The sequence below is a fragment of the Actinomycetospora sp. NBRC 106375 genome, assembly GCF_030269665.1.
In the GTDB taxonomy this organism is placed as follows: Bacteria; Actinomycetota; Actinomycetes; order Mycobacteriales; family Pseudonocardiaceae; genus Actinomycetospora.
On record NZ_BSTS01000024.1, the window covers coordinates 39,272 to 65,340 of the forward strand.

At 76.4% G+C, this 26,069-nt stretch carries 25 protein-coding genes and 1 tRNA gene; 14 read left to right on the plus strand and 12 right to left on the minus strand.

Annotation, left to right across the window (positions count from 1 at the left end; genetic code table 11):
* Window positions 1-7 precede the first annotated feature (7 nt).
* From QSK03_RS28530 to QSK03_RS28540, 3 genes are all read left to right on the plus strand, one after another.
* Complete coding sequence (locus QSK03_RS28530; protein WP_285658964.1) at window positions 8-838, plus strand: purine-nucleoside phosphorylase; 831 nt, start codon at window positions 8-10, stop codon at window positions 836-838.
* Entirely contained in the window at window positions 835-1,311 is a 477-nt protein-coding gene (locus QSK03_RS28535; protein ID WP_285658965.1) for a flavodoxin family protein, read from the plus strand. Before QSK03_RS28530 ends, QSK03_RS28535 begins: the two co-directional genes overlap by 4 nt.
* A 78-nt stretch (window positions 1,312-1,389) precedes the next feature.
* Complete coding sequence (locus QSK03_RS28540) at window positions 1,390-2,325, plus strand: NADP-dependent oxidoreductase (RefSeq protein WP_352232064.1); 936 nt, start codon at window positions 1,390-1,392, stop codon at window positions 2,323-2,325.
* Window positions 2,326-2,361: 36 nt separating this feature from the next.
* Here QSK03_RS28540 and rsmI read toward each other — a convergent pair whose 3' ends face one another.
* Window positions 2,362-3,198 (minus strand): 16S rRNA (cytidine(1402)-2'-O)-methyltransferase, encoded by an 837-nt coding sequence (rsmI, locus tag QSK03_RS28545; protein ID WP_502872233.1) that lies wholly within the window; start codon window positions 3,196-3,198, stop codon window positions 2,362-2,364.
* Window positions 3,199-3,244: 46 nt separating this feature from the next.
* Between rsmI and QSK03_RS28550 the strand changes: the two genes are divergently transcribed.
* Window positions 3,245-4,807 (plus strand): dolichyl-phosphate-mannose--protein mannosyltransferase, encoded by a 1,563-nt coding sequence (locus tag QSK03_RS28550; RefSeq protein WP_502872232.1) that lies wholly within the window; start codon window positions 3,245-3,247, stop codon window positions 4,805-4,807.
* On the opposite strand, the gene QSK03_RS28555 is transcribed toward QSK03_RS28550, so the two are convergent.
* Window positions 4,758-5,486: a DUF4386 family protein gene (locus QSK03_RS28555; protein WP_285658968.1), complete on the minus strand. Its 729-nt coding sequence runs from the start codon at window positions 5,484-5,486 to the stop codon at window positions 4,758-4,760. The two genes, QSK03_RS28550 and QSK03_RS28555, sit on opposite strands and share 50 nt — an antisense overlap.
* Before the next feature lie 116 nt (window positions 5,487-5,602).
* On the opposite strand from QSK03_RS28555, the gene QSK03_RS28560 reads away from it, so the two are divergent.
* Window positions 5,603-8,530 carry an ATP-binding protein gene (locus QSK03_RS28560; protein WP_285658969.1) on the plus strand — a complete coding sequence of 976 codons (2,928 nt, stop codon included), beginning with the start codon at window positions 5,603-5,605 and terminating at the stop codon, window positions 8,528-8,530.
* Here QSK03_RS28560 and QSK03_RS28565 read toward each other — a convergent pair.
* Window positions 8,508-9,359, minus strand: a complete 852-nt coding sequence (locus QSK03_RS28565; RefSeq protein ID WP_285658970.1) for a class I SAM-dependent methyltransferase — start codon at window positions 9,357-9,359, stop codon at window positions 8,508-8,510. The two genes, QSK03_RS28560 and QSK03_RS28565, sit on opposite strands and share 23 nt — an antisense overlap.
* A gap of 54 nt (window positions 9,360-9,413) precedes the next feature.
* On the opposite strand from QSK03_RS28565, the gene QSK03_RS28570 reads away from it, so the two are divergent.
* The gene (locus QSK03_RS28570) at window positions 9,414-10,034 is read left to right on the plus strand and encodes a PadR family transcriptional regulator (RefSeq protein ID WP_285658971.1); all 621 of its coding nucleotides are present in this window, start codon (window positions 9,414-9,416) and stop codon (window positions 10,032-10,034) included.
* 14 nt (window positions 10,035-10,048) lie between these two features.
* Here QSK03_RS28570 and QSK03_RS28575 read toward each other — a convergent pair.
* The 4 genes from QSK03_RS28575 to glp form a co-directional block, all read right to left on the minus strand.
* Window positions 10,049-10,121, minus strand: a tRNA-Ala gene (locus tag QSK03_RS28575).
* A 63-nt stretch (window positions 10,122-10,184) separates the two neighbouring features.
* Window positions 10,185-11,486 carry a divisome protein SepX/GlpR gene (sepX, locus tag QSK03_RS28580; RefSeq protein WP_285658973.1) on the minus strand — a complete coding sequence of 434 codons (1,302 nt, stop codon included), beginning with the start codon at window positions 11,484-11,486 and terminating at the stop codon, window positions 10,185-10,187.
* Window positions 11,487-11,712: 226 nt separating this feature from the next.
* A complete protein-coding gene (locus QSK03_RS28585; protein ID WP_285658974.1) occupies window positions 11,713-12,384 on the minus strand; it encodes a GNAT family N-acetyltransferase in 672 nt (223 codons plus the stop codon).
* A 21-nt stretch (window positions 12,385-12,405) separates the two neighbouring features.
* The gene (glp, locus tag QSK03_RS28590; protein ID WP_285658975.1) at window positions 12,406-13,659 is read right to left on the minus strand and encodes a molybdotransferase-like divisome protein Glp; all 1,254 of its coding nucleotides are present in this window, start codon (window positions 13,657-13,659) and stop codon (window positions 12,406-12,408) included.
* Window positions 13,660-13,767: 108 nt separating this feature from the next.
* Between glp and QSK03_RS28595 the strand changes: the two genes are divergently transcribed.
* The 3 genes from QSK03_RS28595 (at window position 13,768) to QSK03_RS28605 (ending at window position 16,290) form a co-directional block, all read left to right on the plus strand.
* Window positions 13,768-15,129, plus strand: coding sequence for a UTP--glucose-1-phosphate uridylyltransferase (locus tag QSK03_RS28595; protein ID WP_285658976.1), 1,362 nt, complete (start codon window positions 13,768-13,770; stop codon window positions 15,127-15,129).
* On the plus strand, window positions 15,126-15,713 hold the full coding sequence (locus tag QSK03_RS28600; RefSeq protein WP_285658977.1) for a 5-formyltetrahydrofolate cyclo-ligase: 588 nt from the start codon (window positions 15,126-15,128) through the stop codon (window positions 15,711-15,713). The genes QSK03_RS28595 and QSK03_RS28600 overlap by 4 nt, the downstream gene beginning before the upstream one ends.
* Before the next feature lie 190 nt (window positions 15,714-15,903).
* The gene (locus QSK03_RS28605; protein ID WP_285658978.1) at window positions 15,904-16,290 is read left to right on the plus strand and encodes an FmdB family zinc ribbon protein; all 387 of its coding nucleotides are present in this window, start codon (window positions 15,904-15,906) and stop codon (window positions 16,288-16,290) included.
* A 199-nt stretch (window positions 16,291-16,489) separates the two neighbouring features.
* Here the strand turns inward: QSK03_RS28605 and QSK03_RS28610 are convergent, their stop codons facing one another.
* Entirely contained in the window at window positions 16,490-17,398 is a 909-nt protein-coding gene (locus QSK03_RS28610) for a DMT family transporter (protein ID WP_285658979.1), read from the minus strand.
* Between the two features lie 214 nt (window positions 17,399-17,612).
* Between QSK03_RS28610 and QSK03_RS28615 the strand changes: the two genes are divergently transcribed.
* Window positions 17,613-18,296, plus strand: a complete 684-nt coding sequence (locus tag QSK03_RS28615; RefSeq protein ID WP_285658980.1) for an SAF domain-containing protein — start codon at window positions 17,613-17,615, stop codon at window positions 18,294-18,296.
* Window positions 18,297-18,323: 27 nt separating this feature from the next.
* Here QSK03_RS28615 and QSK03_RS28620 read toward each other — a convergent pair whose 3' ends face one another.
* Complete coding sequence (locus QSK03_RS28620; protein ID WP_285658981.1) at window positions 18,324-18,506, minus strand: hypothetical protein; 183 nt, start codon at window positions 18,504-18,506, stop codon at window positions 18,324-18,326.
* A gap of 95 nt (window positions 18,507-18,601) precedes the next feature.
* Window positions 18,602-19,120, minus strand: coding sequence for a MogA/MoaB family molybdenum cofactor biosynthesis protein (locus tag QSK03_RS28625; RefSeq protein ID WP_460380314.1), 519 nt, complete (start codon window positions 19,118-19,120; stop codon window positions 18,602-18,604).
* A 92-nt stretch (window positions 19,121-19,212) separates the two neighbouring features.
* On the opposite strand from QSK03_RS28625, the gene QSK03_RS28630 reads away from it, so the two are divergent.
* Window positions 19,213-20,271, plus strand: coding sequence for an NAD-dependent epimerase/dehydratase family protein (locus QSK03_RS28630; protein ID WP_285658982.1), 1,059 nt, complete (start codon window positions 19,213-19,215; stop codon window positions 20,269-20,271).
* 93 nt (window positions 20,272-20,364) lie between these two features.
* On the opposite strand, the gene QSK03_RS28635 is transcribed toward QSK03_RS28630, so the two are convergent.
* The gene (locus QSK03_RS28635) at window positions 20,365-21,744 is read right to left on the minus strand and encodes a hypothetical protein (RefSeq protein ID WP_285658983.1); all 1,380 of its coding nucleotides are present in this window, start codon (window positions 21,742-21,744) and stop codon (window positions 20,365-20,367) included.
* Between the two features lie 192 nt (window positions 21,745-21,936).
* Between QSK03_RS28635 and QSK03_RS28640 the strand changes: the two genes are divergently transcribed.
* The 3 genes from QSK03_RS28640 to QSK03_RS28650 are packed head-to-tail and all read left to right on the plus strand — an operon-like array spanning window position 21,937 to window position 24,094.
* Window positions 21,937-22,632: a glycosyltransferase family 2 protein gene (locus QSK03_RS28640; RefSeq protein WP_285659023.1), complete on the plus strand. Its 696-nt coding sequence runs from the start codon at window positions 21,937-21,939 to the stop codon at window positions 22,630-22,632.
* Between the two features lie 47 nt (window positions 22,633-22,679).
* Window positions 22,680-23,384, plus strand: coding sequence for a TIGR04282 family arsenosugar biosynthesis glycosyltransferase (locus QSK03_RS28645; protein ID WP_285658984.1), 705 nt, complete (start codon window positions 22,680-22,682; stop codon window positions 23,382-23,384).
* On the plus strand, window positions 23,381-24,094 hold the full coding sequence (locus QSK03_RS28650) for a class I SAM-dependent methyltransferase (RefSeq protein WP_285658985.1): 714 nt from the start codon (window positions 23,381-23,383) through the stop codon (window positions 24,092-24,094). The genes QSK03_RS28645 and QSK03_RS28650 overlap by 4 nt, the downstream gene beginning before the upstream one ends.
* Window positions 24,095-24,110: 16 nt before the next feature.
* On the opposite strand, the gene QSK03_RS28655 is transcribed toward QSK03_RS28650, so the two are convergent.
* Window positions 24,111-25,913, minus strand: coding sequence for a S1C family serine protease (locus QSK03_RS28655; protein WP_285658986.1), 1,803 nt, complete (start codon window positions 25,911-25,913; stop codon window positions 24,111-24,113).
* Window positions 25,914-26,069 lie beyond the last annotated feature (156 nt).

The following is a 26,069-nucleotide window of genomic DNA, read 5'->3' on the forward strand; positions in this document are numbered from 1 at the left end:
CCGCGCGATGACGGAGATCGACCCCCTGGTCCCCGCGCTGCCCGCGCCCGAGGACGCCGCCGCCGAGCTGGCGAAACGCACCGGCGCCCTGACCCACGACGTCGCCGTGGTGCTCGGCTCCGGCTGGCGCGCCGCGGCGGACGCGTTCGGTCCGCCGGTCGCCGAGATCCCGGTCGCGGAGCTGCCCGGGTTCACCCCGCCCGGCGCGCCCGACCACGCGGGCGTGGCCCGGTCGGTCGACGTCGGCGGCCACCGTGTGCTGATCCTGCTGGGGCGCACGCACCTCTACGAGGGCTACAGCCCGGCGCAGGTCGTGCACCCGGTGCGGACCGCGTGCGCCGCCGGCGCCCGCACCGTCGTGCTCACCAACGCCGCGGGCGGCATCGACCCGTCGTACGCCGTCGGGCAACCGGTCCTGGTGTCCGACCACCTCAACCTCACGACGAGCTCGCCGCTGATCGGGCCGGACTTCGTCGACCTCACCGACGCCTACGACCCGGGCCTGCGGGCCCTCGCGCGCGAGATCGACCCCGACCTCGTCGAGGGCGTCTACGCCGGGCTGCGGGGCCCGCACTTCGAGACCCCGGCCGAGATCCGCATGCTGCGGACGCTGGGCGCGGACCTCGTGGGGATGTCGACGGTGCTGGAGACGATCGCGGCGCGGGCGGCGGGCGCGCGGGTCGCCGCGGTGGCGCTGGTCAGCAACCCCGCAGCCGGCACGGTCGACGCGCCGATCGACCACCTCGCGGTGATCGACGCCGTGCACGCCGCGGCCGCCCGCACCGGCACGCTGCTCGCGCGCCTCGTCCGGGCCACGCTGGAGGACCCCGACCGATGACCCGGCTGCTGGTGGTGCACCACACCCCCTCGCCGAGCCTGCACGAGCTGCTCACGGCCGTGCTGGAGGGCGCCGGCACCGACGAGATCGAGGCCGACGTGGAGGTCGTGGCCCGCCCGGCCCTGACCGCCGGCGCGGCGGACGCGCTCGACTGCGACGCCGTCGTGCTCGGCACCCCGGCGAACATCGGGACGATGTCGGGCGCGCTCAAGCACTTCTTCGACCAGGTCTACTACCCGTGCCTCGACCAGACCGCGGGACGGCCGTTCGGCCTGTACGTGCACGGCGGGTCGGACACCGCGGGCGCGGTGCGCGACATCCTGCGGATCACCGGTGCGCTGGGCTGGGAGCAGGTCGCCGAGGTCTGTGAGTCCACGGGCGAGATCGGCACCGCCGAGCGCGAGGCGGCGTGGGAGCTGGGCGCCACCGTCGCGCTCCAGGCGGCGGAGCGAACGGGGACTTCGCGCGCATAGACGCAGCGAACGCCACGTTCGCCGCAACCCGGCAGGGCTCGCGGGCATGTGTGGGCGCGCGCGGGCGTTGGCGGGGGCATGACATCGCGAGCCGTGCAGTACAGGCGTTTCGGCGGGCCCGAGGTCCTCGAGGTCGTCGACCGTGAGGACCCGGTGCCCGGCGAGGGCCAGGTCCGCCTCGCCGTGCGCGCCGCGGCGGTGAACCCGCTCGACTGGAAGCTCCGCTCCGGCGGGATGGCCAAGGAGGACGCCCCGCCGCAGCCACGCGTGCCCGGGTTCGACGTCGCCGGGGTCGTCGAGGCGGTCGGGGACGGCGTCACGACGCTCGCCGTGGGCGACGAGGTGCTGGGCAAGTCGGTCGGCGGGGCCTACGCGGAGAAGGCGCTGGCCGACGCGAAGGCGCTGGTGCGCAAGCCCGCCGAGGTGTCGTGGGAGGTGGCCGCGTCGCTGCCCGTCGTCATCACGACGGCCTACCGGGCGCTCGCCGCGCTGGGCCTGGGCGAGGGCGACCACACCGGCACCACGCTGATCGTCGACGGAGCGTCGGGCGGGGTCGGCGTCTATGCCGTCCAGCTGGCCGTCTCGCGCGGCGCGACCGTGGTCGGCACCGCGAGCCCGGCCCACCAGGACGAGGTCCGCGCGGTCGGGGCGACGCCGGTGGTCTACGGCGACGGGCTCGTCGACCGGGTCCGCGCGATGGCCCCGCAGGGTGTCGACCTCGCGTTCGAGACCGCGGGCAAGGGCGCCCTGCGCGACCTCGTGACGCTCGTCGGCTCGCCCGAGAAGGCCATCACGATCGCCGACTACGCGGGGTCCCAGGAGCTGGGCGTCGTGTTCACCTCCGGCGGCGACCCCGACGAGGAGACGCGGGCGCTGGCCGACGGCGTGGCCCGCGTCGCCGACGGCCGATTCCGCACCACCGCCGTCGTCACCTACCCCCTGGACCAGGCCGGCCAGGCCCAGGACGACAACCAGCACGGCCGCGTCAGCGGCAAGCTCGTCCTGGTCCCGTAGGTATGTGAGCAGTTGGCGCCCTCATGGGGTCGCCAACTACTCACGTGCCCGGAGCGCCGCGTCGTAGAGGGCCTTGGTGGAGACGCCGTGGGCCTCGCCGACCTCGCGCGCGGCGTCGCGCATCTTGCGCCCGTCCGCCACGAGCCCGAGCACCTCCGCCGCGAGGTCCTCGGGCTCGGGCGTCACCGGCGTCGCGGGGGCGAGCACCACCGTGATCTCGCCGAGCACGTCGCGCGCGGACGCCCAGGCCGAGACCTCCGCGAGCGAGCCGCGCACGACCTCCTCGTGGGTCTTCGTCAGCTCCCGGCAGATCGCCGCGCGGCGCTCCCCGCCCAGTTCGGCGACCGCGACCACCAGCAGCGACGCGAGCCGGCGCGGCGACTCGAAGAAGATCGTCGTCCGCGTCTCGGCGGCCAGCGTCCGCAGCCAGGTGCGCCGCGGCCGGTCGTCGCGCGGCGCGAAGCCCTCGAAGCAGAACCGGTCGCTCGGCAGGCCCGAGACGGCGAGCGCCGCGAGCACCGCGGACGGGCCGGGCAGGCAGCGCACGGGCAGGCCGGCCCCGACGCAGGCGGTCACGACGCGGTAGCCGGGGTCGGACACGACCGGCATCCCCCCGTCGCTGACCACCAGCACCGTCGCGCCGTCGCGGATCGCCGCGACCAGCTCCGGCGTCCGGCCGCGCTCGGCCCGCTCGTCGAACCGCACCAGGCGCCCGCCGACCGTGACGCCCAGCGACGCGGCCAGGCGCCCCAGGCGTCGCGTGTCCTCGGCGGCGACCACGTCGGCCGTGGCCAGGGCGTCGCGCAGGCGCGCCGAGGCGTCCGCGGGGTCCCCGAGCGGGACACCAGCCAGAAGGAGGACCCCCTCCGACACCCCGTCCGACACCGCCGCCACGGCGCGAACCCTACGATCGGAGCCCGTGACGGCCACCATCGCGCGCCCGGCACCCCCGCCGGCGGCTCTCCCGGCCCCCCGGGACGCCCCGGCCGTCGCGCAGCTCCTCGGGCGCCCGATGCCCACCGACCGCCTGCGCGGCTGGGTGGTCGCGCTCGTGCTCACGGTCGTGGGGGGCGTGGTCCGCTTCTGGGACATCGGCTGGCCCAGCGACCAGGGCACACCGATCTTCGACGAGAAGCACTACGTGCCCCAGTCGTGGCAGGTGCTGCGCAACGGCGGGTACGAGGACAACCCCGGCTACGAGCTCGTCGTCCACCCGCCGCTGTCGAAGCAGCTCATGGCCGTCGGCCAGTGGATCTTCGGCTACGACCCGGTGGGCTGGCGGGTCGCCTCGGCGCTCGCGGGCACGATCTGCGTGCTCGTGATCATCCGGGCCGGGCGGCGGCTGACGCGCTCGACGCTGCTGGGCGGCCTGGCCGGCGTGCTGCTCATCGCCGACGGCGTCAGCCACGTCTCCGCGCGCGTCGGGATGATCGACATCTTCCCGACCGTCTTCGTCCTCATGGCGTTCGCCGCGCTGCTGGTCGACCGCGACGACGTGCGGTCGCGCCTGGCGGTGGTCGTCGCCGAGGGCCGGATCGCCCAGAGCGTCTACGGGCCGCGGCTCGGCGTGCGGTGGTGGCGGCTGGCCGCCGGCGTCTGCATCGGGCTCTCGCTCGCCGCGAAGTGGTCGGGCCTGTACTACATCCTCTTCTTCGGGGCCCTGCTGATCGGGTTCGACGCCGCCGCGCGCCGCGCGGCCGGGGTCGCGCGTCCGTTCGTCGGGACGCTGGTGCGCGACGTCGCCCCCGCAGTCTGGGCGTTCGTCGCGGTGCCGGTGCTCTGCTACCTCGCGAGCTGGATGCCGTGGATCGCCAGCGAGACCGGCACCGACCGCCACGCCGTCGGCCAGCAGCTCCCGGTGGGCGGACCGACGGGCCTCCTGCCGGACTGGCTGCGCGGCCTGGCGTACTACAGCACCAAGGTCCTCGAGTTCCACGCCACGCTCGACACCCCCCGCGGCAACCCGCACCCGTGGGAGTCCAAGCCGTGGACGTGGCCGATGGGTCTGCGCCCGATGCTCTACTACTACGAGTCGGGCACCGGCGAGCTCGGCTGCGGCGGGCCGTCGTGCGTCTCGGCGGTCATGCTCATCGGGACCCCGGCCCTGTGGTGGGTCTCGATCCCCGCGCTCGGCTGGTCGATCTGGCGGGTGATCACGGCGTTCGACTGGCGCCACGCCGCCGTCCTCGTCGGCTACGGCGCGGGCTTCCTGCCGTGGTTCACCAACATCGACCGGCAGATGTACTTCTTCTACATGACGCCGGTGGCGCCATTCCTGGTCCTCGCGGTCGTGCTCGCGCTCGGGGAGTTCCTGGGCCGTCGCGAACAAGGGCTCGAACGGCGGCGCACCGGCACGCTCGTCGTCGGCGTCTACACCGGCCTCGTCGTCGCGAACTTCGCCTGGCTGTGGCCGATCCTCGTCGGCACGTGGGTCACCGCGGACCGGTGGAACGCGGAGCTGTGGCTGCCGTCCTGGAAGTGACCCCGCCCCGCCACAGCGCGACCGACACCGCGAGCAGCCACACGCACCACACGACGTAGCCCGCGAAGTTCGTCAGTCGCGCGAGGTCGACGCCGAGCGGGACGAGCACGCCGGTCGCGACGAGGGCGGCCGCGACGCACCCGGACACCGCGAGCCACCGGGCGAACCCGACCGCGACGAGCACGGTGAACACGGCGGTGAGCGCGTAGCCGAGGGTCTCGCCGATCATCTGACCGAGCCAGAAACCGAGCAGCTCGAACGTGTGCTGCGCCGACGCGCTCCCGTCGCGGGCGAGCCCCGGCACGAGCAGCACCCACCGCGACAGGCCGACGACCTGGACCACCGCCGCCGCGATCCCGACCACCGTGATCCAGCGGCCCCGCGTCCCGCCGGCGAGGCGCCCGAGCGCGACGGCCGCCGGCGCCAGCAGGGCGGCGCCGACGACGAGCACACCGAACCAGGCGCTGACGGCACCCTGGTGCTGGCGGTGGAGCGCGAGGACCGCCTCGGTGGGTTCCGCCAGGACCTGCGGGTAGTGGAACACCGAGCCCAGCGCGGTGAACCCGGCCGCCGCGAGCAGCGCGGCCGCCGTGAGCGAGACGGCGGCGAGCCGTCGCAGGCGGGTGGTCGACGCCGGCGTCGGGGTCGTCGTGGCGGCGGTGGTGCGGAGGTCGGGCATCGGGTCAGCTCCTGTCGGTCGGTGCGAGGGCCACACCGTCACGCAGAGCGCTGACGGGACGCTGACGACGGCGCTGACGGCTGCTGACGGTGCCCGATCCGGCCTACGCTGCTCACGTGCTGTCGATCGCCCTGCTCGGACCCGTCGAGGTCCGCCGGGACGGTGAGCTGCTGGCGGTGCCGGCCGGGCGGACCACCGAGGTCCTGGTCCGCCTCGCCCTCGACGCCGGGCGCACGGTGCGGGCGGAGCAGATCCGCGACGAGCTCTGGGACGGGGCCGGCGCCAACACCCTGCAGTCCAAGGTGTCGCAGCTGCGGCGCGCGCTCGGCGACGCCGCGCTCGTGGCCCACGACCACGGCGGCTACCGCCTCGCGCTCGACCCCGACCGCGTGGACGTGACCGCCGTGCGGCGCCGCGCGGAGCAGGTGGCCGCGGCCCGGGCGGCCGGCGACACGGAGGCCGTGCACGACCACGCGGCGCGGGCCCTCGCGCTCTTCCGCGGCGACGTCCTGACCGGCGCCGGCGACGCGGCCTGGCTCGCGCCGCACCGCCGGCGCCTCGAGGAGCTGCGCCTCGGGCTCGTCGAGGACCACCTCACCGCCCGGGTCGCGCTCGGCGCCGGCGGCGAGGTCGTCGGCGAGCTCGAGGAGCTGACCGCGCGGCACCCGCTGCGCGAGGGGCTGTGGGCCGCGCTCGTCACCGCCCTCTACCGCGCGGGCCGGCAGGCCGACGCGCTCGCGGCGTACCGGCGGGTGCGCCGCCGGCTGGTCGACGACCTCGGCGTCGATCCCGGGCCGGGCCTGCGACGCCTCGAGGAGCAGATCCTCGCCCAGAACGCCGCGCTGGCCGGGCTGGAGGCCTCCGCGGCCCCGGACCTGCGGCCGGGCAACCTCCCGCCCCGCGCCCCCGGTCCGGTCGGGCGGGCGACGGAGACGGCGGCGATCCGGGCGCGCCTCGACGAGCACCCGCTCGTGACCGTCGTCGGCCCGGCCGGGGTCGGCAAGACGAGGACCGCTCTCGCGGTCGCGGCGGATCTCGAGGCACCGGGCGGGGTGTGGCTCGTCCGGCTCGACGGCATCGCCGACCCTGCGGCGGTCCCGTCCGCGGTGGCCGCGACGCTCGGTGTCCCGGCGGCGGATCTCGAGGCGCACCTGGCCGGCTCCCCCGCCGTGCTGCTGCTCGACAACGCCGAGCACCTCCTGGACGCGGTGGCCGCCCTGGCCGATCGCCTGCTCGCCCGGGCGTCCCGGGTGCGCCTGCTCGTCACCAGCCAGGCGCCGCTGGGCGTCGAGGCGGAGAGCGTGGTCCCCCTCGACCCGCTGCCCCCGGCGGACGCGGCGGCGCTCTTCGCGGCCCGTGCGGCGCGGCTGCCGCGGCCGGTCGTCCTCGACGACGGCGACGACACGGTGGTCCGCCTCTGCCGGACCCTCGACGGGCTGCCCCTGGCCATCGAGCTGGCTGCGGCGCGCCTGACGACGCTGTCGGTCCCCGAGATCGCCCGCCGTCTCGACGACCGGTTCGGCCTGCTGCGCGACCCGACGAGCCGGGCCCCCGCACGCCGGCGGGCCCTGGTCGACGCGATCGCCTGGAGCCACGACCTGCTCGACGACCCGGACCGCCGCGGGCTGTGGGCGCTCGCCGTCTTCGCGGAGGGCGCGCCGCTGCCGGCCGCCGAGCACGTCCTCGCCGCCCTCGACGTCCCCGGCGCGCTCGACGTCCTCGGCAGGCTCGTCGCGCGCTCGCTGGTCGGCGTCGACGTCGGCGCCGACGGGGAGGTCCGCTATCGGCTGCTCGACAGCATCCGCGCCTTCGCCCGCGACCGGCTCGCCGAAGCCGGCCTGGCCGACGCCGCGGCCGCCGCGCACGCCGCGTGGTTCGCGGCGACCGCGGAGAGCCAGGCGCTGGCCGTCCGCGGCCCCGGCCAGCCCGCGTGCCTCGTCACCGCTCGTGCCGAGCGCGCCAACGTCGACGCCGCCCTGGACCGGTGCGCCGCCCACGACCCGCGCCAGGGCCTCCGGATCGCCGTCGGGTTCGGGTGGACGTGGGTCGTGCTCGGCGACGGCGCCGCCGGCGCGGCACGGCTCCGCCGAGCGCTCGGTGCGGTCGAGGCGGTCGGGGCGGTCGAGGCGGTCGGGGCGGTCGAGGCCGTCGGGGACCCACCCGACGAGCTCGTCGTGGACGCGCTCCTGCTCGCCGGCTGGCTCGAGGCCTCCGCGGGCGACGTCCACCGCGCCGAGGGCGAGCTCGACCGCGCGCTGGCCCTGGCCGGGGGCGACGGCCCTCGCCACACCGACGCCCGCCGGCACCGGGCGTTCCTGCGCATCCAGCAGGGCCGCCCGCACGACGTCCGCACCGAGGCGGACGCGGCCGTCGACGGCGCCCGGCGGGAGGGACGGTCCTGGGAGACCGCGGCGGCCCTGGTCCTCGCGGCCTACGGGTCGATCATGCTCGGCGACACGGCGGAGGCGACGCGGGCGGCCGAGGAGGCGCTCGGGATGCTCGAGCCGCTCGGGGATCCGTGGGGGCTGGTGCACGCGCGCGGGATGCTCGCGACGATCGCCGGGGCGCAGGGTCGCCTCGACGACGCCGCGGACGCGCTGGCCGGGCTGGCCGCCGACAGCGAGCGGCAGGGCTTCGCAGGCCAGGCGGCGCTGCACCTCACCCGTCTCGGCGGGGTCGAGCAGCAGCGCGGCCGACCCGACGCCGCCGTCGCCGTCCTCGACCGTGCCCTCGCCGCCGCCCGGCGCAGCGGCGACCCGCGCGTGGCGGCCACCGCGCGGACCACCCTCGCCCGCGCGCTGCACGACGCCGGCGACGACGTCGTCGCCCTGGCGCTGCTCGAGCAGAGCGACCGCTGGTACCGCGCCGCGGGCGGGGGCGAGGGCGCGCTGCTGACGCGGTGCCTGCTGGCCGTGCTGACCGGCGCGCACGACCGGCTCGTGGCCCTGCGGGACGAGGCATGGGCCGCCGGCGACGCGGAGGCCGAGGCCGTGGTGGGTGCCGCGCTCCCCGAGGACGTCGTCAGGGCGCCCGGCGGGCCGTGACGAGCCAGGCCGCGGACCCGAGCACGACGCCGTCCGGGCCCGCGTGGGCGCGCAGGGTCGCGCGGAGGGTTTCCGACCGGCGGTCCGCCTCGTCCGGGGTGAGCCCCTCGAGCAGCCAACCGAGCAGGCCCAGGACGAAGGCGTGGGCCTCGTCGGCGTCGCGCCCGTAGACCTCGGGCTCGGCGACGCCGTCGAGCGCGACGTCGACGAAGCCCGCGCCCTCGAGCAGGGTGTGCACGTGGTCGGGGTCGCTCAGGGAGAACGGCCCGGGCTGCCCGGCCGGCGACGGCGGGGGCGGCTGACCGGCGAGGTCGCGGACGAAGGTCACGAACCACTCGTTGACCGCGGCGGCCTGCCACGTCAGCAGCGTGAGCCGGCCGCCGGGACGCAGGGCACGGGCGAGGTTCGCGAACGCCGCGTCGGGCCGGCCGAAGAACATCGCGCCGGTCCGGCTGACGACCGCGTCGAACCCGCCAGTGGCGAAGGGGTGCACCTGCGCGTCGGCGCGGGCGAACGACGCGTTCGCGAGACCGTCGGCCGCGGCCCTGGCCCGCGCGACGTCGATCATGCGCGAGGAGAGGTCGATGCCGAGCGCCGTGCCCGCGGGCGCCGCCCGGGCCGCGGCCCGCGTGGTCAGGCCCGTACCGCACCCGACGTCGAGCACCCGGTGGTCGGCCTCGATCCCGGCGGCCGCCTGGAACGCGGGTTGGTAGCCCGCCAGGGCCGCGTCGAACCGGTCGGCGTGCGTCGCCCAGTAGCCGCCCTCGCGGCCGTCCCAGGCCTCGGCCTGCGCGGTGTTGGTCGGGTCGATGGTCAGGGTGGTGGTCATTCCGATCCTCCGATACTCTCTTTGGGAGTATGAGAGTCGTCCCCAGGGGAGTACGTGTCAAGCCCACGCCTGACCAGTACGTCGTTCGCCGTGCTCGGGCTGCTCGCGGTGCGGTCCTGGAGCACCTACGAGCTCACCCAGCAGATGGACCGCAGCCTCGGCCGGATGTGGCCGCGTGCGACGAGCAAGCTCTACGAGGAGCCGAAGAAGCTCGTCGCGGCGGGGTTCGCCGCCGCCGAGACCGAGGCCGTCGGACGCCGCCCGCGCACCGTCTACTCGATCACCGAGGAGGGCCGGACCGCGCTCGCGCGCTGGCTGGCCGAGCCCGGCGACGGCCCCGTCGTCGAGTTCGAGCAGCTGGTCAAGCTCACCTTCGCCGAGCACGGCACGCGCGAGGACGCCCGGCGCACCGTCGCCGCCGCGCGGGCCTGGGCGCAGGAGCGCAACGCCGAGAACCTCCTCGCCGCGCGCCAGTACGCCGCCGGCGAGGGCCCGTTCCAGGACCGCGCGGCCCAGACGATGCTCGCGGGCGCGTTCTTCACCGAGCTCTACGCCACGGTGGCGCGGTGGGCCGACTGGGCCGACGAGCAGATCGCCGCGTGGCCCGAGGACCCGGCGCAGGCGACCGCCGACCCGGACCAGCTGGAGGAGATCGCGCGGCGCGCCGACTGGTGAGCCGGGAGACAGGGTGGAGCTGAGGGGAATCGAACCCCTGACCTACTCGATGCGAACGAGTCGCGCTACCAACTGCGCCACAGCCCCTGGTGCGGCGCCAACTCTAGCAACGCCGCCGATCGCCGTCCGACGGCGGGTCAGGCCCTCGTGTCAGGCGCCGGCCGCCCGGCGGTAGCCGTAGCTGCGCTCGCCGTCGAGGTCGTGGAACGCGGGGTCGTCGTCGGTGTCGTCGACGAGCTCGAGGTCCTCGGGCACCGGCGGCGGGGGCGTGCGCGGCGCCGCCCAGCGGGGCGCCTCGTCGTGGTCGTGATGGTCGTCGCGACCGCTCCGCGCCGCGGGCACCCGCCGCGTGTCCTCCTCGCCCGGGTGGTCGTCGAGCTCGTCGTCGGCGTAGGCGGCCTCGTAGTCCCCGTCGATCCAGTCGGCCTCGTCCTCGCGGGCCGCGGCCATGCGGGCCTCGTGCTCGGCCTGGCGCACCCGGCGGGCCTCGAGCGCCCGGCGCTCGCCGGAGAGGCGGGCCGCGCGGCGGGCGCGGACCTCCTCGTCGATGCGCGTCTGACGGCGCAGGAAGATCAGGTAGCCGACCAGGATGACGTCGGCGGCGGCGTGCAGCCACCACATCGCGCTGGAGACCACCAGCGCCGCGAGCGCCGAGAGCACCGCGACCGCGATGAGGCCGAGCGCGATCCGCTGCCGGAACGCGTAGCGCGCCTGGGCCGCGGCCGCCGCCGCGTCGGCGTCGAACCCGCCGCGGCCGGGCCGGTACGGGCGCAGCTCCCGCGAGACGGTCTCGGCGTCCTCGAGGTCCTCGAGGTCCTCGAGGTCCTCGAGGTCCTCGAGGTCCTCGTCGTCGTAGCGGTCGTCGAACTCGTCGAGGTCGTCGTCGTACCCGCCGTCGATGTCGCACCGGCCGTCCCCGTCGTACCGGTCGTCCCCGTCGTACCGGTCGTCGTGGTCGTCCCGGTCGTCAAACTCGTCGACGTCCGGGGCGCGGCGCGGCAGGACCCGCTCGCGGCCGGCCGGGCGCTCGTCGGCCCCGGCCTCGTCGCCGTCGTCGTCCCCGTCGTCGAGCCCGCCGGCGAGATCGGTGTGGACGTCCGTGTCCAGGTCGCTGTCCAGGTCGCCGCGGTCGGCATCGAGGTCGAGCTCGGCGTCGAGGGCCTCGGGCGTCTCGTCGTCACGCTCGGCGAGCGTCGTCCCGGCCGTGCCCGCGACCCGGCCCGTCGACCCGGAGCCCGCCGCGGCGCGCTCGCCGCCACTGCGGCCCGTCGTCTGCGCAGTCGTCACGGCGACCTCCTCGATCAGGGGTGCGCCGGCCGTCCGCGGCAGCACCCGGGCGCTCAGGTCGGCCTCGGCGGGACGCGGGACCATCTGGCGGCGGCGGGCGACCACGGGGACCAGCACGACCAGCCACGCCAGGACCAGGGCTGCGAACACGACCGAGCTCGGCACCCGCAGACCTCCCACCGGGACGACCGCGACGACCGGATCCGGAGCGTCGCAGCCGCCACGCTAGCCACACGAGTCCCTCGCGCCCCGTAGCGACATCGGCGTGTCGTGTGCGAGCGGTGACGTCACCCCTCCAGTGGGGGAACCTCGTCCACCGGGGTCGGCCTGCGTATGCCACTCGACCGGGGGTCAGGTCAAGGGTTGAGACTGGGCCATGTGGGTGCGGGCCTCACGCCCGCTCGGCCAGACCCGCGCGCAGCAGCCGGGCGACCAGGCCGTCGGGCAGGACGTCCTCCTCGGTCACGGCGAGGACGAGGTGGTCGCGCCAGTCGCCGTCGACCTCCAGGTAGCGCCGCAACAGGCCCTCCTCGCGGAAGCCGAGCTTGGCGAGGACCCGCCGGCTGCGGGCGTTCTCGGGACGCACGGTCGCCTCGATGCGGTGCAGGCCGACGCGGGCGAAACAGTGGTCGACGGCCAGTGCGACGGCCGCGGTCGCGGCTCCCCCGCCGGCGACGTGCGCGGACACCCAGTAGCCGACGTAGGCCGAGAGCAGCGGCTCCCGGACCACGTTGCCGATGACGACCTGGCCGGCGAACTCGCCGTCCACGAGCAGCGTGAACGGGAGGGCCTGGCCGGCACGCCCCATCGAGCGCAGCGCGCTCCAGCGCGCGGGCCACTCGATGAGCGCGTTCCGCTCGGCCCACGGCCCCGGCAGCGTCGGCTCCCACGGGGCGAGGTGCTCCTCGTCGCGCAGGCGCGTCCGCGACCACGCCGCCCCGTCGCGCAGGCGCACCGGGCGCAGGCTCACGACGCCGGCCGGCACCCGCAGGTCGCGGGTGCGCGCCGGCCAGCCGGGGTGGCGCCCGGTCGGCCGGGCCCCGCCCCACGGGGCACGGGTCACGCGCTGGATCCTCTCCCCGCGTCAGGTGCGGGGCGCGAGGAACGACACGCGCACCGGGGCGTCCATGCCGACCTCGGTCGTGTCCTCGTCCACGACGATCAGCGCGTTCGCCTCGGCGAGCGAGGACAGCAGGTGCGAGCCCGAGCTGCCCAGCGGCTGGGCGAGGTAGTCGCCGGTCTGGCGGTCGCGCAGCAGGCGGCCGCGCACGTAGCTGCGCCGCCCGGGCGGGGAGCTGACCGGCGAGAGCAGCGCGGCGGTGACCTCGCGGCGGTGCAGCTCGCCGCGGCCCAGGGCGAGGCGGATCAGCGGGCGCACGAGCACCTCGAACACCACCAGGGCCGAGACCGGGTTGGCGGGCAGCAGGAAGGTCGGGACCTCCTCGGCGCCGAGGCGCCCGAAGCCCTGCACGGAGCCGGGGTGCATGGCCACCCGCGAGATGTCGACGGGCCCGAGGGCCGCGAGCGAGTCCTGGACGTCCTCGCCCAGCCGCCCGCCGACCCCGCCCGCGAGGACGACGATCTCCGAGCGCGCCAGGGCGGACTCCACGGCCTCGCGCAGCGCGCCGGCCTCGCTGGACGCGATGCCCAGCCGCGTGACCTCGGCGCCGGCGTCGGACGCCGCGGCCGCGAGGGCGTAGGAGTTGACGTCGACGACCTGGCCGGTGCCCGGCGTGCGGTCGAGGTCGACGAGCTCGTCGCCCACGGCCAGCACCGACACGCGCGGGCGCGGGTGGACGAGGACCTTGGTGCGCCCGACCGCGGCGAGCAGCCCGACCTGCGCGGCGCCCACCACGGCGCCGCGGCGGACCGCGACGTCGCCGGGCGCGACGTCCTCGCCGACCCGGCGCACCCACGCCGCGGACGGCACCGGCGCCTTGACGGTGAGCCGCGCCCGGTGGCCGGTGCCCCGGACAGCCGGGTCGTCGGCCGCGTCGGTGTGGTCGTGCGGCGCGACGGCGTCGGCCAGCGTCGGCAGCGGGGCGCCGGTGGCGACCCGCACGGCCTGGCCGGGCTGGAGGCGGTGCGCCTGGCGCGACCCGACCGCGACCTCGCCCACCACGGGCAGCTCGACCGGCTCCTCGGCCGCGGCGCGCACGTCGACGCTGCGCACCGCGAAGCCGTCGACCGCCGCCTGGTCGAACCCCGGGAGCGCCCGGTCGGCGACGACCTCCTCGGCGCAGAGCAGCCCCTGGGCGGAGGAGATGTCGACCCGGATGGGCGCCGGGCGGACGGCCGCGTCGAGCACACGACGCAGCTGGGCCTCCACCGTCCTCACCGTGATCGCCCCGTCATGGCGGCCATGGTCCTACGCCGGGCGCGTCGGATCGGGTTCCGACGCGCCCGATATCGTGGGACGGACCGGAGATCCGCACGTGGGAGCCGCATGAGCTACGTCGACGCCGCCCTGGCCGCCCTCACCGCGCGGGACGCGCACCCCGCGGAGGTCGAGGCCTTCCGCCGCCGGCTCGAGCAGCTGGCCAAGCCCGAGAGCGCGGTGGTGCCGGGCGAGGAGCTCGACGAGGTCGGCGGCCTGCCCACGCTCGAGGAGCTGGGCGAGCCCTCGGACGCCGACGCCCGCGCGGCGCTCGACCGGCTCGCGGTGATCAAGCTCAACGGCGGCCTCGGCACGAGCATGGGGCTCGCGGGCCCGAAGTCGCTGCTGGAGATCAAGCCCGGCACGAGCTTCCTCGACGCCGTCGCCCGCCAGACCCTGGCGCTGCGCGCGCACCACGGCGCGCGGCTGCCGCTGCTGCTCATGGACTCCGAGGGCACCCGCGAGCCGTCGCTCGCGGCGCTGCGCCGCCACGACGGGCTCGAGGACCCCGACCTGCCGCTGGACTTCCTCCAGGGCTCGGAGCCCAAGCTGCGCGCCGACGACTGGGAGCCGGTGTCGTGGCCCGCGGACCCGCGCCTGGAGTGGTGCCCGCCGGGGCACGGCGACCTCTACACCGCGCTCGCGGCCTCCGGGACGATCGAGAAGCTGGTGGCCGCCGGCGTGCGCTGGTGCTTCGTGTCGAACTCCGACAACCTCGGCGCGATCCCCGACGTGCGGGTCGCGGCGTGGATGGCGGCCCACGAGGTGCCCTTCGCCCTCGAGGTCGCGCGCCGCACGCCGATGGACCGCAAGGGCGGGCACCTGGCCCGGCGCCGTGGGTCGCTGGTGCTGCGCGAGACCGCCCAGGTGCCCGAGGGCGACGAGTCGTTCACCGACATCGAGCGCTTCTGCTTCTTCAACACGAACAACCTGTGGTTCGACCTCGAGCACCTGCGGGAGCTCCAGGACGCCGACCCCGCGGCCCCGTTCCTGCCGCTGATCGTCAACCGGAAGACCGTCGACCCCACCGACAAGGCCTCGACGGCCGTGCTCCAGCTGGAGACGGCGATGGGCGCGGCGATCGGCTCGATCGAGGGCGCCCGGGCGATCGAGGTGCCGCGCACCCGGTTCGCGCCGGTCAAGACCACCGACGACCTGCTCGTCGCCCGCTCGGATCTCTACGACCTCACCGACGACGGGCGCATGGTGCCGACGCTGGACCGGTTCCCGGTGGTCGGCCTGGAGAAGGCCCGGTTCGGGATGCTCGGCGACTTCGAGCGCCGGTTCGCGGGCGGCGCGCCGTCGCTCGCCGGGGCGTCCTCGCTGACGGTCTCGGGTGACGTCACATTCGGGTCGGGCGTCGTCGTCGAGGGTGACGTGACGGTGGACGGGCCGCGCCACGTCGAGGACGGCGAGACGCTGCGCGGGTGACGAAGCCCGAGCTCCGGCGCTCCCTCCTGGCCGCCCGGCGTTCCCGGTCCGGCGAGGCGCGGCGGGACGACGCGGCCGCCCTGGCCGCGGGGTTGCCGACGGTGCTCGAGGGCGTCGACGACCCGATCTGCCTCTTCGTCGCCGTCGGCGGCGAGCCCGGCGCGACCCCCGACGGCGCGCTGCCCGTGCTCGACGCCGCCCGCGCCCTCGGGCGGCGGGTGCTCCTGCCCGTGACCGTCGGCGACGCGCCCCTGGACTGGGCGGAGTTCACGGACGCCGACTCCCTCGGTCCCGGCCCGCACGGGCTGCTCGAGCCGACGGGCCCGCGGCTGGGCCCCGGCGCGGTCGCCGACGCGGGCCTCGTCGTCGTCCCCGCCCTCGCCGTCGACCACCGCGGCGTACGCCTCGGGCGCGGCGGCGGGCACTACGACCGCACCCTCCCCCTCGCGGGCCCCGCGACCCGTCTCGTGGCGCTGGTCGGCGACGACGGCCTCGTGACCGACCCCCTGCCCGCCGAGCCCCACGACGTCCCCGTCCACGCCGTCTGGCGCCCGTCGTCCGGGGTGACGTGGTTGTCCCGGTGAGTACGAGCAATGCGGCTTTCCTGGCGCCTGACACCAGGCTCGCCACATCCTCGCCGGCGCGACACGCGGGGCGTGCAGCGGAACAGCCGTGACGCATCCGGCGTTGGCACTCGCAGGGCGCGAGTGCCATCTACACTCTGCGCGGACATCACCACCCCGTCACCGGGGGCGGACGACCTCAGGAGTGCACGTGCCGACCTATCCCTACGCCTGCACCGCCTGCGACCACCGCTTCGAGCAGGTCCAGGCGTTCTCCGACCCGTCGCTGACCGAGTGCCCGGTCTGCGGCGGCCGGCTGCGCAAGGTGTTCTCGTCGGTGGGGATCGTGTTCAAGGGCAGCGGCTTCTACCGCAACGACGCGCGGTCGGGCTCGAACTCGGGCGGGTCGTCGGAGAAGTCCGAGAAGAGCGAGAAGGCGACGGCCGACTCGTCCGCGGGCTCGGGCGACGCCAAGGGCTCGGGTGACACGAAGAGCTCGTCGGACTCCGGGTCCTCCAGCTCGTCCGGCTCGAGCTCCGCGAGCACGAGCTCGTCCGGCTCGTCGACGACGTCGGGATCCTCGGCCAAGTCCGCCTGAGGGAGAGTCGAGGGGTGATCCGGGACGCCGACCCCGAGCCGGCGCCCCGGACCTACCTGACGCCCACCCGCTCCCCAGCGGTCGGCGTCGAGGTCCTCGCACCCGTCAAGACGGATCAGCGCCCGGATGGTTCCGGACTTCCCGACACGTCACCCTGTCGGGTGACACCGGTGACGTTTCGGCCCACGGAAATCGGGTTCTACAGCGGTCGCCGGCGCTCCCCGCCCTGACGCCCGGTCGCGGACGTGTCGCGCGGCCCGCCCTCCTGCGCCGCCAGGAGAGGCGAGCGCGACAGGAGGAACACGCCGACCGTCATGAGGACGGCGCCCGCCAGGCCGCCGAGCACGGCTGCCCCGCCGTTGACCTGCTCGCCGAGCAGGCCGATCCCCCAGATCGACGACAGCAGCGGGTTCCCCAGGATCAGACCGGGCTGCGACGCGAGCAGCCGGCCGGACCGCAACGCGTGCTGCAGGGTGAGGAACGCCGCCGGCGCGACGGGCACGAGCAGGTAGCTCTGCCAGGTCGTGAGAACGCCGACGAGGCCGCCCTCGGCCAGCGCCTCGGTCATCGCCTTGACGATCACGGCGACGAAGCCGGACCCGATACCCGCGGCGATGCCGTAGAAGGCGGCGCGACCGACCGCGCGGGAGCGCCTCGCGATCACCGTGGTGAGCCCGAGGAGGCCGAGGGTCACGGTCGTGCCGAGGATCCAGACGAGCGCGCCGGCGCCGAGCGCGTCGCCGCCGCTGGGCTGCAGGGTGACGAGCAGGACCACCAAGCCGACCGACATGATCGCGACGGCCGTCCACTCGTAGCGCCGCAGCGCGCCGCCGAGCACCAGCCAGCCCAGCAGCAGCGTGAACGGCAGCTCCATGACGAGCACCGGCTGCACGAGCGCGATGGACCCGATGCTCAGGGCCGTGGCCTGCAGCGCGACGGCCACCGCGAAGATCGAGGTCCCGATCAGCCAGGCCGGTCGCTGGACCATGTCGCGCAACGTCCCGGCGCTGATCCCGCGCGACCGCGCGCTGTCCTGGGCCGCCTTGCGCTGCAGGACCAGAGCGGTCGCGTTGGCGATGGTCGCGAGCAGCACGAGCACCACGGCCATTGCCTGCGCCCGCCCTCTTCCGATGTCTCGGCGACCCTCGGCCGCAAACTACCCGCGGGACGCCGGCCCCCACGCGCCGGGCCGATCGTGCACACCCGACCGGGCGCTCCCGGACCGCCGCCTGCTCCGGACGCCGTCCCCATCCGCCGAACGCGTCCCCAGCCCTCGAGAAGGTCCTCGGTCCCCGGGTGGCGCGCGCCCTACCGTCGATGACGTGCGAGAACGCGAGAAGCCGGCCCCGCGCCGGCGGCGCCGACGGCTCCCGCCGCCGGGGTGGCGACGGGTCGTGGCGCTGCGCCGGGCCGCCGCGGCGCTGCTCGTCGTGCTCGCGGCCGTGCTGCTCGCCGCGCCGGCGGCGGCGCCGTCCGGGACGCCGGTGCTCGTGGCGGCGCGCGACCTCGCCGCCGGTGTCGCCCTCGGCCCGGGGGACGTCACGGTGCGCCTGCTGCCCGACGATCTCGTCCCGGCGGGCGCCCTGCGCGAGCCCGGGGCGGTCACGGGGCGCCAGGTGGTGGGTGGGGTGCGGGCCGGGGAGGCGCTCACCGACGTGCGGCTGCTCGGCGCCGTCGCGGCCGTCGCCGCGGCGGGCGTGCCGGACGCGGCCGGGGTGCCGGTCCGCCTCGCCGACGCGGGCGTCGCGGCGCTGCTCACGCCCGGCACCCGGGTCGACCTGGTCGCCGCCGGCGACCAGCACGGTGCCGGCGAGCTGTCGACACCGCAGGACCCGCCCGGCGTCCCCACGGTGCTGGCGCCCGGTGCGGTCGTCCTCGCCGTGCTCCCGGCGCCCGAGCGGACGGCCACGGCGGCGCCGGTCGTGGTCGTCGCGCTGCCGGCCGGGCTCGCGGCGCGGGTCGCGACCACCTCGCTGCGGGAGGAGGTGACCGTCACGCTGCGCTGAGATGCGCTGAGGCGCTGTCCCGCGCCGTCAGGCCCGGTCGTGGTGCGGCGGGCGCTCGTCGTCGTAGCGACGTCGGTCGTCGTCCGGTCCCCCGCGGTCGTTGGGCTCGCGCTCGTCGGCCGACGCGACCGGCTCCTCACCGAAGATCGCCGCCCGGCGTGCGGCGCGGCGCCGGGCCGCGGTCTGCTCGTCGGTGACCGGCTCGTCCAAGGTCGGCTCGTCCCGGGCCCCGTCGCCGCGTTCCTCGGAGACAGCCCGGTCCGCGGACGACCGTCCGCGCGTCCCGGGATCGTCCCCGGAGGAGCTCAGTGCTCCTCCATCCCCGACAGCTCGGCGATCACGTGGGAGATCAACGGGGTGAGCGTGGCCATCCCGTCCCGGACCGCCGCGCGGGAGGAGGCGAGGTTCACCACGAGCGTGCTGCCCGAGACGCCGACGAGCCCCCGGGAGAGCCCGGCGTCGACGGCGCCGGCGGCGAGACCGGACGCGCGGATGGCCTCGGCGATGCCCGGGATCGGGCGGTCGAGCACGCCCGCCGTCGCGTCGGAGGTCACGGCGCGCGGCGACACCCCGGTGCCGCCGACGGTGACGACGAGATCGACCCCGCCGATCACCGCGGTGTTCAGCGCGTTGCGGATGGCGACCGACTCGCCCGGCACGACGATCGTCCCGTCGACCACCAGGCCGGCCTCACCGAGCAGCTCGGTGACCAGCGGGCCGATGGTGTCCGAGGACTCGCCCCGGCTGACCCGGTCGTCGACCACGACGACGAGGGCACGTCCCAGCAACTCCTCCGCGCCGCCGTGCAGCGGCTGGTTCTCCATGGCGCCCAACGTAGTCGGGCGTCCGGCGGCGCCGAGCAGGCCGTCGGGGGTGTGCCACCACCGGGTGGGACCTGGGCGGATAGCGTGCCGGGGTGCGAGTTCTCGTGACGGGCGGAGCCGGGTTCATCGGCTCGCGCATCGCCGACGCCCTGGCCGAGGGTGGTCACACCCCGGTGCTGCTCGACGCGCTGCTCCCGCAGGCGCACGCGGCCGGGAAGGCGCCGCCGTGGCTCGACCGCTATGAGCTGGTGCAGGGCGACGTCCGCGACGCGGCCCTGCTCGACCGGCTGCTGCCGCAGGTCGACACGGTGTGCCACCAGGCCGCGATGGTCGGCCACGGCGTGGACCCGAACGACGCCCCCGACTACGCCGAGAACAACGACGTCGCCACGGCCGTGCTGCTGGCCGCGATGTACCGCTCGGGGCACCGCGACCTCGTGATGGCGAGCTCGATGGTCGTCTACGGCGAGGGTCGCTACTCGTGTCCCGAGCACGGCGTCGTGCCGCCGCCGGACCGTCGGCAGGCCGACGTCGACGCCGGCCGCTACGACCTGCCGTGCCCGCACTGCGGCCGCGACCTCGCCGGCGAGCTCGTGCCCGAGGACGCCCCGCTCGAGCCGCGCAGCACCTACGCCGCGACGAAGCTCGCCCAGGAGCACCTCGCGGTCGCCTGGACGCGCGCCACCGGCGGGCGGGTCTGGGCGATGCGCTACCACAACGTCTACGGCCCGCGGATGCCGCAGAACACGCCGTACGCCGGCGTCGCGTCGATCTTCCGGTCGTCGCTCGAGCGCGGCGAGGCCCCGCGCGTCATGGAGGACGGGCGCCAGCGCCGCGACTTCGTGCACGTCTCCGACGTCGCCGCCGCCAACGTCGCCGCGCTCGAGACGCCGGCCGCCGACGGACGCTGCGTGCCCCTGAACGTGTGCTCCGGTGAGGTCCGCACGATCGGCGACCTCGCCACCACCCTCGCCGGGGCCATGGACGGCCCGTCGCCGCAGATCGTCGGCGGGGCCCGGCCCGGCGACGTCCGCCACGTCACGGCCGACCCCGCCCGCGCCGCCGAGCTGCTCGGCTACCGCGCCCGGACGACCTTCGCCGACGGCATCGCCGCCTTCGCGACCGACCCCCTGCGCGACGCCGTCGGCTGACCGACCCGGCTGATCAACGGGGACTTCGGGCGCGTAGAAGCAGCGAGGATCCGGTTGAGCACGCCGATAGGCCGTTCGCTGCGACCACCACGGTCACCACACGGTCGCGAGCAGGCTGTTGATCGCGAGGGCCAGGACGGCCTGGGCGAGGAGCCACCAGCGCGCCGCGGCGCGGGGCAGGAGCGCCGCGAGCGGGAGGATCCACACCGCGAACGGCAGCCAGATCCGCTCGACCTCCGACTTCGACAGCCCCGAGAGATCCGCGGCGAGCACCGCGACGAGGCCGGCCGCGGCGAGCGCGACCAGGGCGACCGGCGCGGCGCGGGGGCGCCAGGCGGCACGCCGCAGGCCGGCGATCACCGCGGGGCCGAGCACGAGGACCAGCGCGGCGAGGTTGCCCCACACCCAGTACTCGTACGGGCGCAGGAGGCCGAACTCGCCCTCCTGGTAGTAGCGCACCTGCACCTGCTCGTAGCCCTCGTACCACCAGAAACCGCCGGCGGTGAACGCCGCGACGACGGCCGCGACGCCGACGCCGCCGGTGATCAACGGGGTGAACCGCCGGGCGAGGACCGCGACGACGATCGGCACCAGGCCCGCGACCACGAGCCCGTAGGAGAGGTAGAGCGAGAGCCCGAGGACGACGCCGCCGGTCAGGCTCAGGACGTGCCCGGCGACGCCGCGGCGGGCGACCCCGAGGGCGAACAGGGCGACGCCCCAGGCGAACACGGCCGCGAACATCCCGTCCGCCGAGACCCCCACCCAGACCGCGGCCGGGGCGAGCACACCGAAGGGCAGGTAGGTCCGCGCGAGGTCCCGGTCGCCGACGGCGGCGAGCGTGATCGCCACGGCGACGGCCGCGGAGGCGCCGATCGCGGCGGTGACCGCTCCCGCGTACTCGCCGCCCGGGAACCCGGCGCGGTCGAGCAGGACGTAGAACAGCGTCGCGCCCGGCGGGTGCCCCGACGAGTGCGTGACGAGCGTGTCGGGCGTGCGGCCCGCGATCCGCTCGGCGAAGGTCTGCAGGAAGACCGCGATGTCGGGGGTGCGCGGCACCTCGGCGAGGTACTCGGTCGGCGTCGCGAGCCGCTCGGCGACCCCGACGATCCATCCGTCGATCGTCGCGAGCGCGAAGGTCCACGCCAGCGAGGCGACGTAGGCCACCGCGAGCAGCGGGCCCCAGCGCAAGGAGCGCGCCACCGCAGGGCCACCGAGAGCGACCAGCAGGGCCACGACGACCGCCGGGACGGTGCCCGGACCGACGTGCGGCAGCCAGGCCGCCAGCAGCGGCGGCCAGCCGACGAGCACCGGCACGCCCGCGTCGATCAGCATCCATCCGACGACGGACGACGCCGTGACCAGCAGCGCAGCGGCCAGGACGGCGAGGAGGTCGCCGCGCAGGCGCAACGGCCGCCGGGTCGGCGACGGGGGTCCGCCGGCGGAGCCCGGACGGTCGTGCACCACGGTCGTCATCAGCGCAGGACGGTACGACGACCCGGTGATCCCCCCGTGAGGAGGTCCGCCCGGACGCCGTCGGTCGCCCGTCCGGACCAGGACGGACCCGTCGCGACGGCGCACCGTCCACCCGACACGGGGACCCACCCCGTGCGTCGGGTTCACAGGCGATCTCATAGCGTGACCGAGGTGGAGCAGCCCGCGGACCGTGTGGACGTCGTGCTGCCCTGCCTCGACGAGGTCGAGGCCCTCCCCGGTGTCCTCGCCGCGCTGCCCGCGGGCTTCGACGCCGTCGTCTGCGACAACGGCTCCACCGACGGGACGCCCGAGGTCGCCGCGCAGCTCGGCGCGCTGGTCGTCCACGAGGCGCGACCGGGTTACGGCGCGGCCGTGCACACCGGGCTGGAGGCGACGCGGACCGACGTCGTCGCGGTGATCGACGCGGACGGGTCCCTCGACCCGGCCGAGCTGCCCGCGATGGTGCGGCTGCTGCGCGACACGGACGCCGACCTCGTGGTCGGGCGCCGCGTCCCGGCGGCCCGCGGGGTGTGGCCGTGGCACGCGCGGGTGAGCAACCTCGTGCTGTCCGGGCTGATGCGCACCCGCGGGGTCGGCGTGCGCGACATCGCGCCGATCCGCGTCGCGCGCCGGCAGGCCCTGCTCGACCTCGGGATCACCGACCGGGCCTTCGGCTACCCCCTCGAGCTGCTCATCCGGGCCGGCGCCGCCGGGTGGCGGGTCCGCGAGGTCGACGTCGCCTACCGGCCCCGGGCCGGCGGGCGCTCCAAGGTCTCCGGCTCGGTGAAGGGCACCGTGCGCGCCGTGCGGGACATGTCGAAGGCCATCGCGCGGACCCGGCCGGACCGACCGTCCACCGCCGTCGACGGCCGGGGCACCGCTTCATGACCGGCGGGGTCGAACCGATCACGAGCCCGCGCACGAACACGCCGTCCATGCGGACCAGTGCGCCGGTCACGAGGGTCGTCCTCGTGCTCGCGAAGGCCCCGGTGGCGGGCCGGGTGAAGACCCGCCTGACGCCCGCGGCGACCCCCGCGGGAGCCGCGGACGTCGCGGCGGCCGCCCTGCTCGACACCCTCGACGCCGCGCACGCGGTCCCGGGTGCCCGGGTCGTCGTCGCCCTCGACGGCGACCCCGCCGCGGCGGCGCGTCGCGAGGAGATCGCCGCGGCCCTGGCCGACGCGGTCGTCGTGCCGCAGCGCGGCGAGAGCCTCGGTGAGCGGATCACCGCCGCACACGGTGACGTCGCCGACACGTTCCCGGGCGCGGTCAGCGTGCAGATCGGCATGGACACCCCGCAGGTCGACGCGACCCTGCTCGCCGACGCCCTCGATCTCGTCACGACCGACGCCGAGGCCGCCCTCGGCCACGCGCGCGACGGCGGCTGGTGGGCGCTCGCCCTCGCCGACCCCCGGCAGGCGAAGCTGATCGCCGAGGTCCCGACGTCGCGCGACGACACCGGCGACCTCACGCTCGCCGCACTCCGGGCGGGGCACCCGGGCCACGTGCTCGCGCTGCCGCCCCTCTCCGACGTCGACACCCCCGACGACGCCGTCGCGGTCGCCGACCTCGTCCCCACCGGCCGTTTCGCCCGCGCCGTCGCGGACGCTCTCCCCGCCTCCGGAGGCCTCCCACGATGAGTTCCCTGACGTCGGCCCGCGCGAGCGCACCGGTCCGCCCGGGCGACGGGGTCGAGCCGGGCCCGACCGACACCGGGGCGGTGTTCGACGCGGCGCTGGCGGGACGGTGCCACCGGCTGGTGCGCGGTGACGGACTTGTCCTGCCGCTGGCCGTGCAGCGCTGGCACGACGACGCCGACGGCGACGACGCGTGGCTGCTCGAGCGCTGCTCGGGCGCGACGCTCGACCTCGGCTGCGGCCCCGGCCGTCTGGTCGTGGCGCTGGCCGACCGCGGCGTGGCGGCCCTCGGCGTCGACGTGTCGGTGCAGGCCGTCGAGCGCTGCCTCGAGCGCGGCGCCGCCGTGTTGCACCGCGACGCGTTCGAACGCCTGCCCGGGGAGGGCCGCTGGCAGCACGTCGTGCTCGCCGACGGCAACATCGGCATCGGCGGCGACCCGGTGGCGCTGCTGCGCCGCTGCCGCGCCCTGCTCGCCGACGGCGGCACCGTGCTGCTCGAGCTGGAGGCCGGCGCCGACCTGTGGTGCGGCACCGCCTACCTCGAGGGCCCCGACGACCTGACCGTCCGCGAGGCGGGCGGGCCGTGGTTCCCGTGGGCCGTGCTCGGCCCGGACGGCGTCGACGCCGTCGCGGCGGAGGCCGGGCTCGAGGTGGCCGAGCGCCACCAGACCGCCGACGGTGCCCGCTGTTTCGTGACGCTGACCCCGGCCTGAGCCGACCCGGGTCGCCTCAGCGCCCGCCGATGACCCGGCTGCCGAGGGTGACCGTGACCTGGCGCGTGCCGCCCGGCGCCTGCAGCGTGAGCGTCACGGTCTGACCCGGCGCCCGCGACTGGATGGCGGCGACGAACGCGTTGGCGTCCTCGATCACCCGGTTGTCGACGCCGACGACGACGTCGCCTGCCGCGATGCCCGCGGTCTGCGCCGGCGAGCCCGGCTGCACGTCGGCCATCGCCGCGCCGCGGGGCTGGGCGTCGGCCACCCCGACCCCGATGACCGCCTGCGTGGCCTGGCCGGTGTCGACGAGCTCGGTGGCCAGCCTGCGGGCCTGGTTGATCGGGATCGCGAACCCGAGACCGATCGACCCGGCCTCCTGCCCGGCGCTGCCGGTGACGCTCGCGATCGCGGTGTTGACCCCGATCACGCGGCCCTGGCCGTCGACGAGCGGTCCGCCGGAGTTGCCGGGGTTGATCGCGGCGTCGGTCTGGATGGCGTCGAGGACGCTGCTCTGGCCGGACCCGGAGCCGCCCGCCTCGACCGGGCGGTTCAGGGCGCTGACGATGCCGGTCGTCACGGTGCCCGACAGCCCGAGCGGGGAGCCGACCGCGATGACGGTCTGGCCCTGGGCGAGCTGGTCGGAGTTGCCGAGGTTCGCCGGCCGGAGGTCGGTGACGCCGCTCGCGCGCACGACGGCGATGTCCGCGGCCGGCGCGGTGCCCACCACCTGCAGCGGCGCGGCCCGGCCGTCGGAGAAGATCGCCTCGAGACCGCCGCCCTGGCCCGCCTGCAGGACGTGGTTGTTCGTCATGATGAGCCCGTCGGCCGACAGCACGACGCCAGAGCCCTCGCCGGCCGCCCCGCGGATCTGCACGGCGCTGGGGATCACCGTCGCCGCGACCTGCTCGATCGAGCCGGGTGCCGCCGCCGGGGCACTCCCCTCGGGGATCGGCTGGTCCAGCGCGGTGCCCTGCGACGACGAGCTCGAGCTGCCCACCCCGCCGACGACGACCGCCGCCAGCACGCCGCCGACGAGGCCCGCGACGAGCGCCAGGGCGACCAGACCGAGCGTGCCCGGCCGGCGTCCCGACGAGGAACCACCGGGTGTACCGGGTCCCGCCGGAGCGCCGGGAGCGGTCGTGCCGCCCCAGCCGGCGCCGGGATCGCGGGGGTAGCCCCCGGGCGGGGTCGCCGGACCCGCGGTGGTGGCGCCCCAGCCGTAGCCGCCCGCACTGCCGGAGGTCGGCGGGGCGAACCCGCCCGTCGGCGCCTCCCGCGTCTGCGGGGCGGTCGCGGGGTACGACGGCACCGCGCCGAACGCCGCCGTCGCGCCGGCGGCGCCCCCGGACGGGGTGCAGAGCCCGGGCGGTGATCCCGGCGGCTGGCCGCCGGGCTGTCCGCCCGGCTGGCCGCCTTGATGTCCGCCTGGACCGCCATGGGGCGTCTGCGGGGCGAAGGACGGGGTGGCGGACTGCGTGACCGTCGTCGGCGCGCTGTACGGCGCGGCGCGGTCGCCCTCGGTGGACGCGGTGGCGGACGTCGCGTCGTACTCGCGCCCGGTGCCCTCGGCCCAGCGCACCCCGCCGGGGCCGGCGGGGCGGGCGTCGCTCCGGGTGGCGGTCTCGGTGGTGGTCCCGGAGTCGCTCCCAGACGTGTCACCCGATGTCCCGGACGTCTCAGCCGTCGCCGACGTCCCAGCCGACTCCGACGTCCCCGACGCACCGGCGGCGGAGGCCGACGTCGGTCCGGGCGGCGGGCCGGCCCCGGGGGTTCCGGAGCCGTCCGGGGCGGCGGAGGCGGCGTCGTTCTCACTCATGGCCCCAGCCTCTCGCATCGCCCGTGGCGCCGCGTCGACAGGCGCCCGCCGCGGGCGTCGCCGGGACGGGGGAAGCTGGTGGGGTGGAACGCGGAGTGACCGGCCCGTCGCACGGCCCGCCGGCCGTCGACGACCGTCCCGAGGCACCCGACCCCG

Excerpts from the sequence above, each read along its gene's own strand:
- QSK03_RS28530 (WP_285658964.1), top strand. The coding sequence starts at position 8 with ATGACGGAGATCGACCCCCTGGTCCCCGCGCTGCCCGCGCCCGAGGAC.
- QSK03_RS28535 (WP_285658965.1), top strand. The coding sequence starts at position 835 with ATGACCCGGCTGCTGGTGGTGCACCACACCCCCTCGCCGAGCCTGCAC.
- QSK03_RS28540 (WP_352232064.1), top strand. The coding sequence starts at position 1,390 with ATGACATCGCGAGCCGTGCAGTACAGGCGTTTCGGCGGGCCCGAGGTC.
- QSK03_RS28555 (WP_285658968.1), bottom strand. The coding sequence starts at position 5,486 with ATGCCCGACCTCCGCACCACCGCCGCCACGACGACCCCGACGCCGGCG.
- QSK03_RS28565 (WP_285658970.1), bottom strand. The coding sequence starts at position 9,359 with ATGACCACCACCCTGACCATCGACCCGACCAACACCGCGCAGGCCGAG.
- QSK03_RS28595 (WP_285658976.1), top strand. The coding sequence starts at position 13,768 with ATGAGCTACGTCGACGCCGCCCTGGCCGCCCTCACCGCGCGGGACGCG.
- QSK03_RS28610 (WP_285658979.1), bottom strand. The coding sequence starts at position 17,398 with ATGGCCGTGGTGCTCGTGCTGCTCGCGACCATCGCCAACGCGACCGCT.
- QSK03_RS28625 (WP_460380314.1), bottom strand. The coding sequence starts at position 19,120 with ATGGAGAACCAGCCGCTGCACGGCGGCGCGGAGGAGTTGCTGGGACGT.
- QSK03_RS28635 (WP_285658983.1), bottom strand. The coding sequence starts at position 21,744 with ATGACGACCGTGGTGCACGACCGTCCGGGCTCCGCCGGCGGACCCCCG.
- QSK03_RS28645 (WP_285658984.1), top strand. The coding sequence starts at position 22,680 with ATGCGGACCAGTGCGCCGGTCACGAGGGTCGTCCTCGTGCTCGCGAAG.
- QSK03_RS28650 (WP_285658985.1), top strand. The coding sequence starts at position 23,381 with ATGAGTTCCCTGACGTCGGCCCGCGCGAGCGCACCGGTCCGCCCGGGC.
- QSK03_RS28655 (WP_285658986.1), bottom strand. The coding sequence starts at position 25,913 with ATGAGTGAGAACGACGCCGCCTCCGCCGCCCCGGACGGCTCCGGAACC.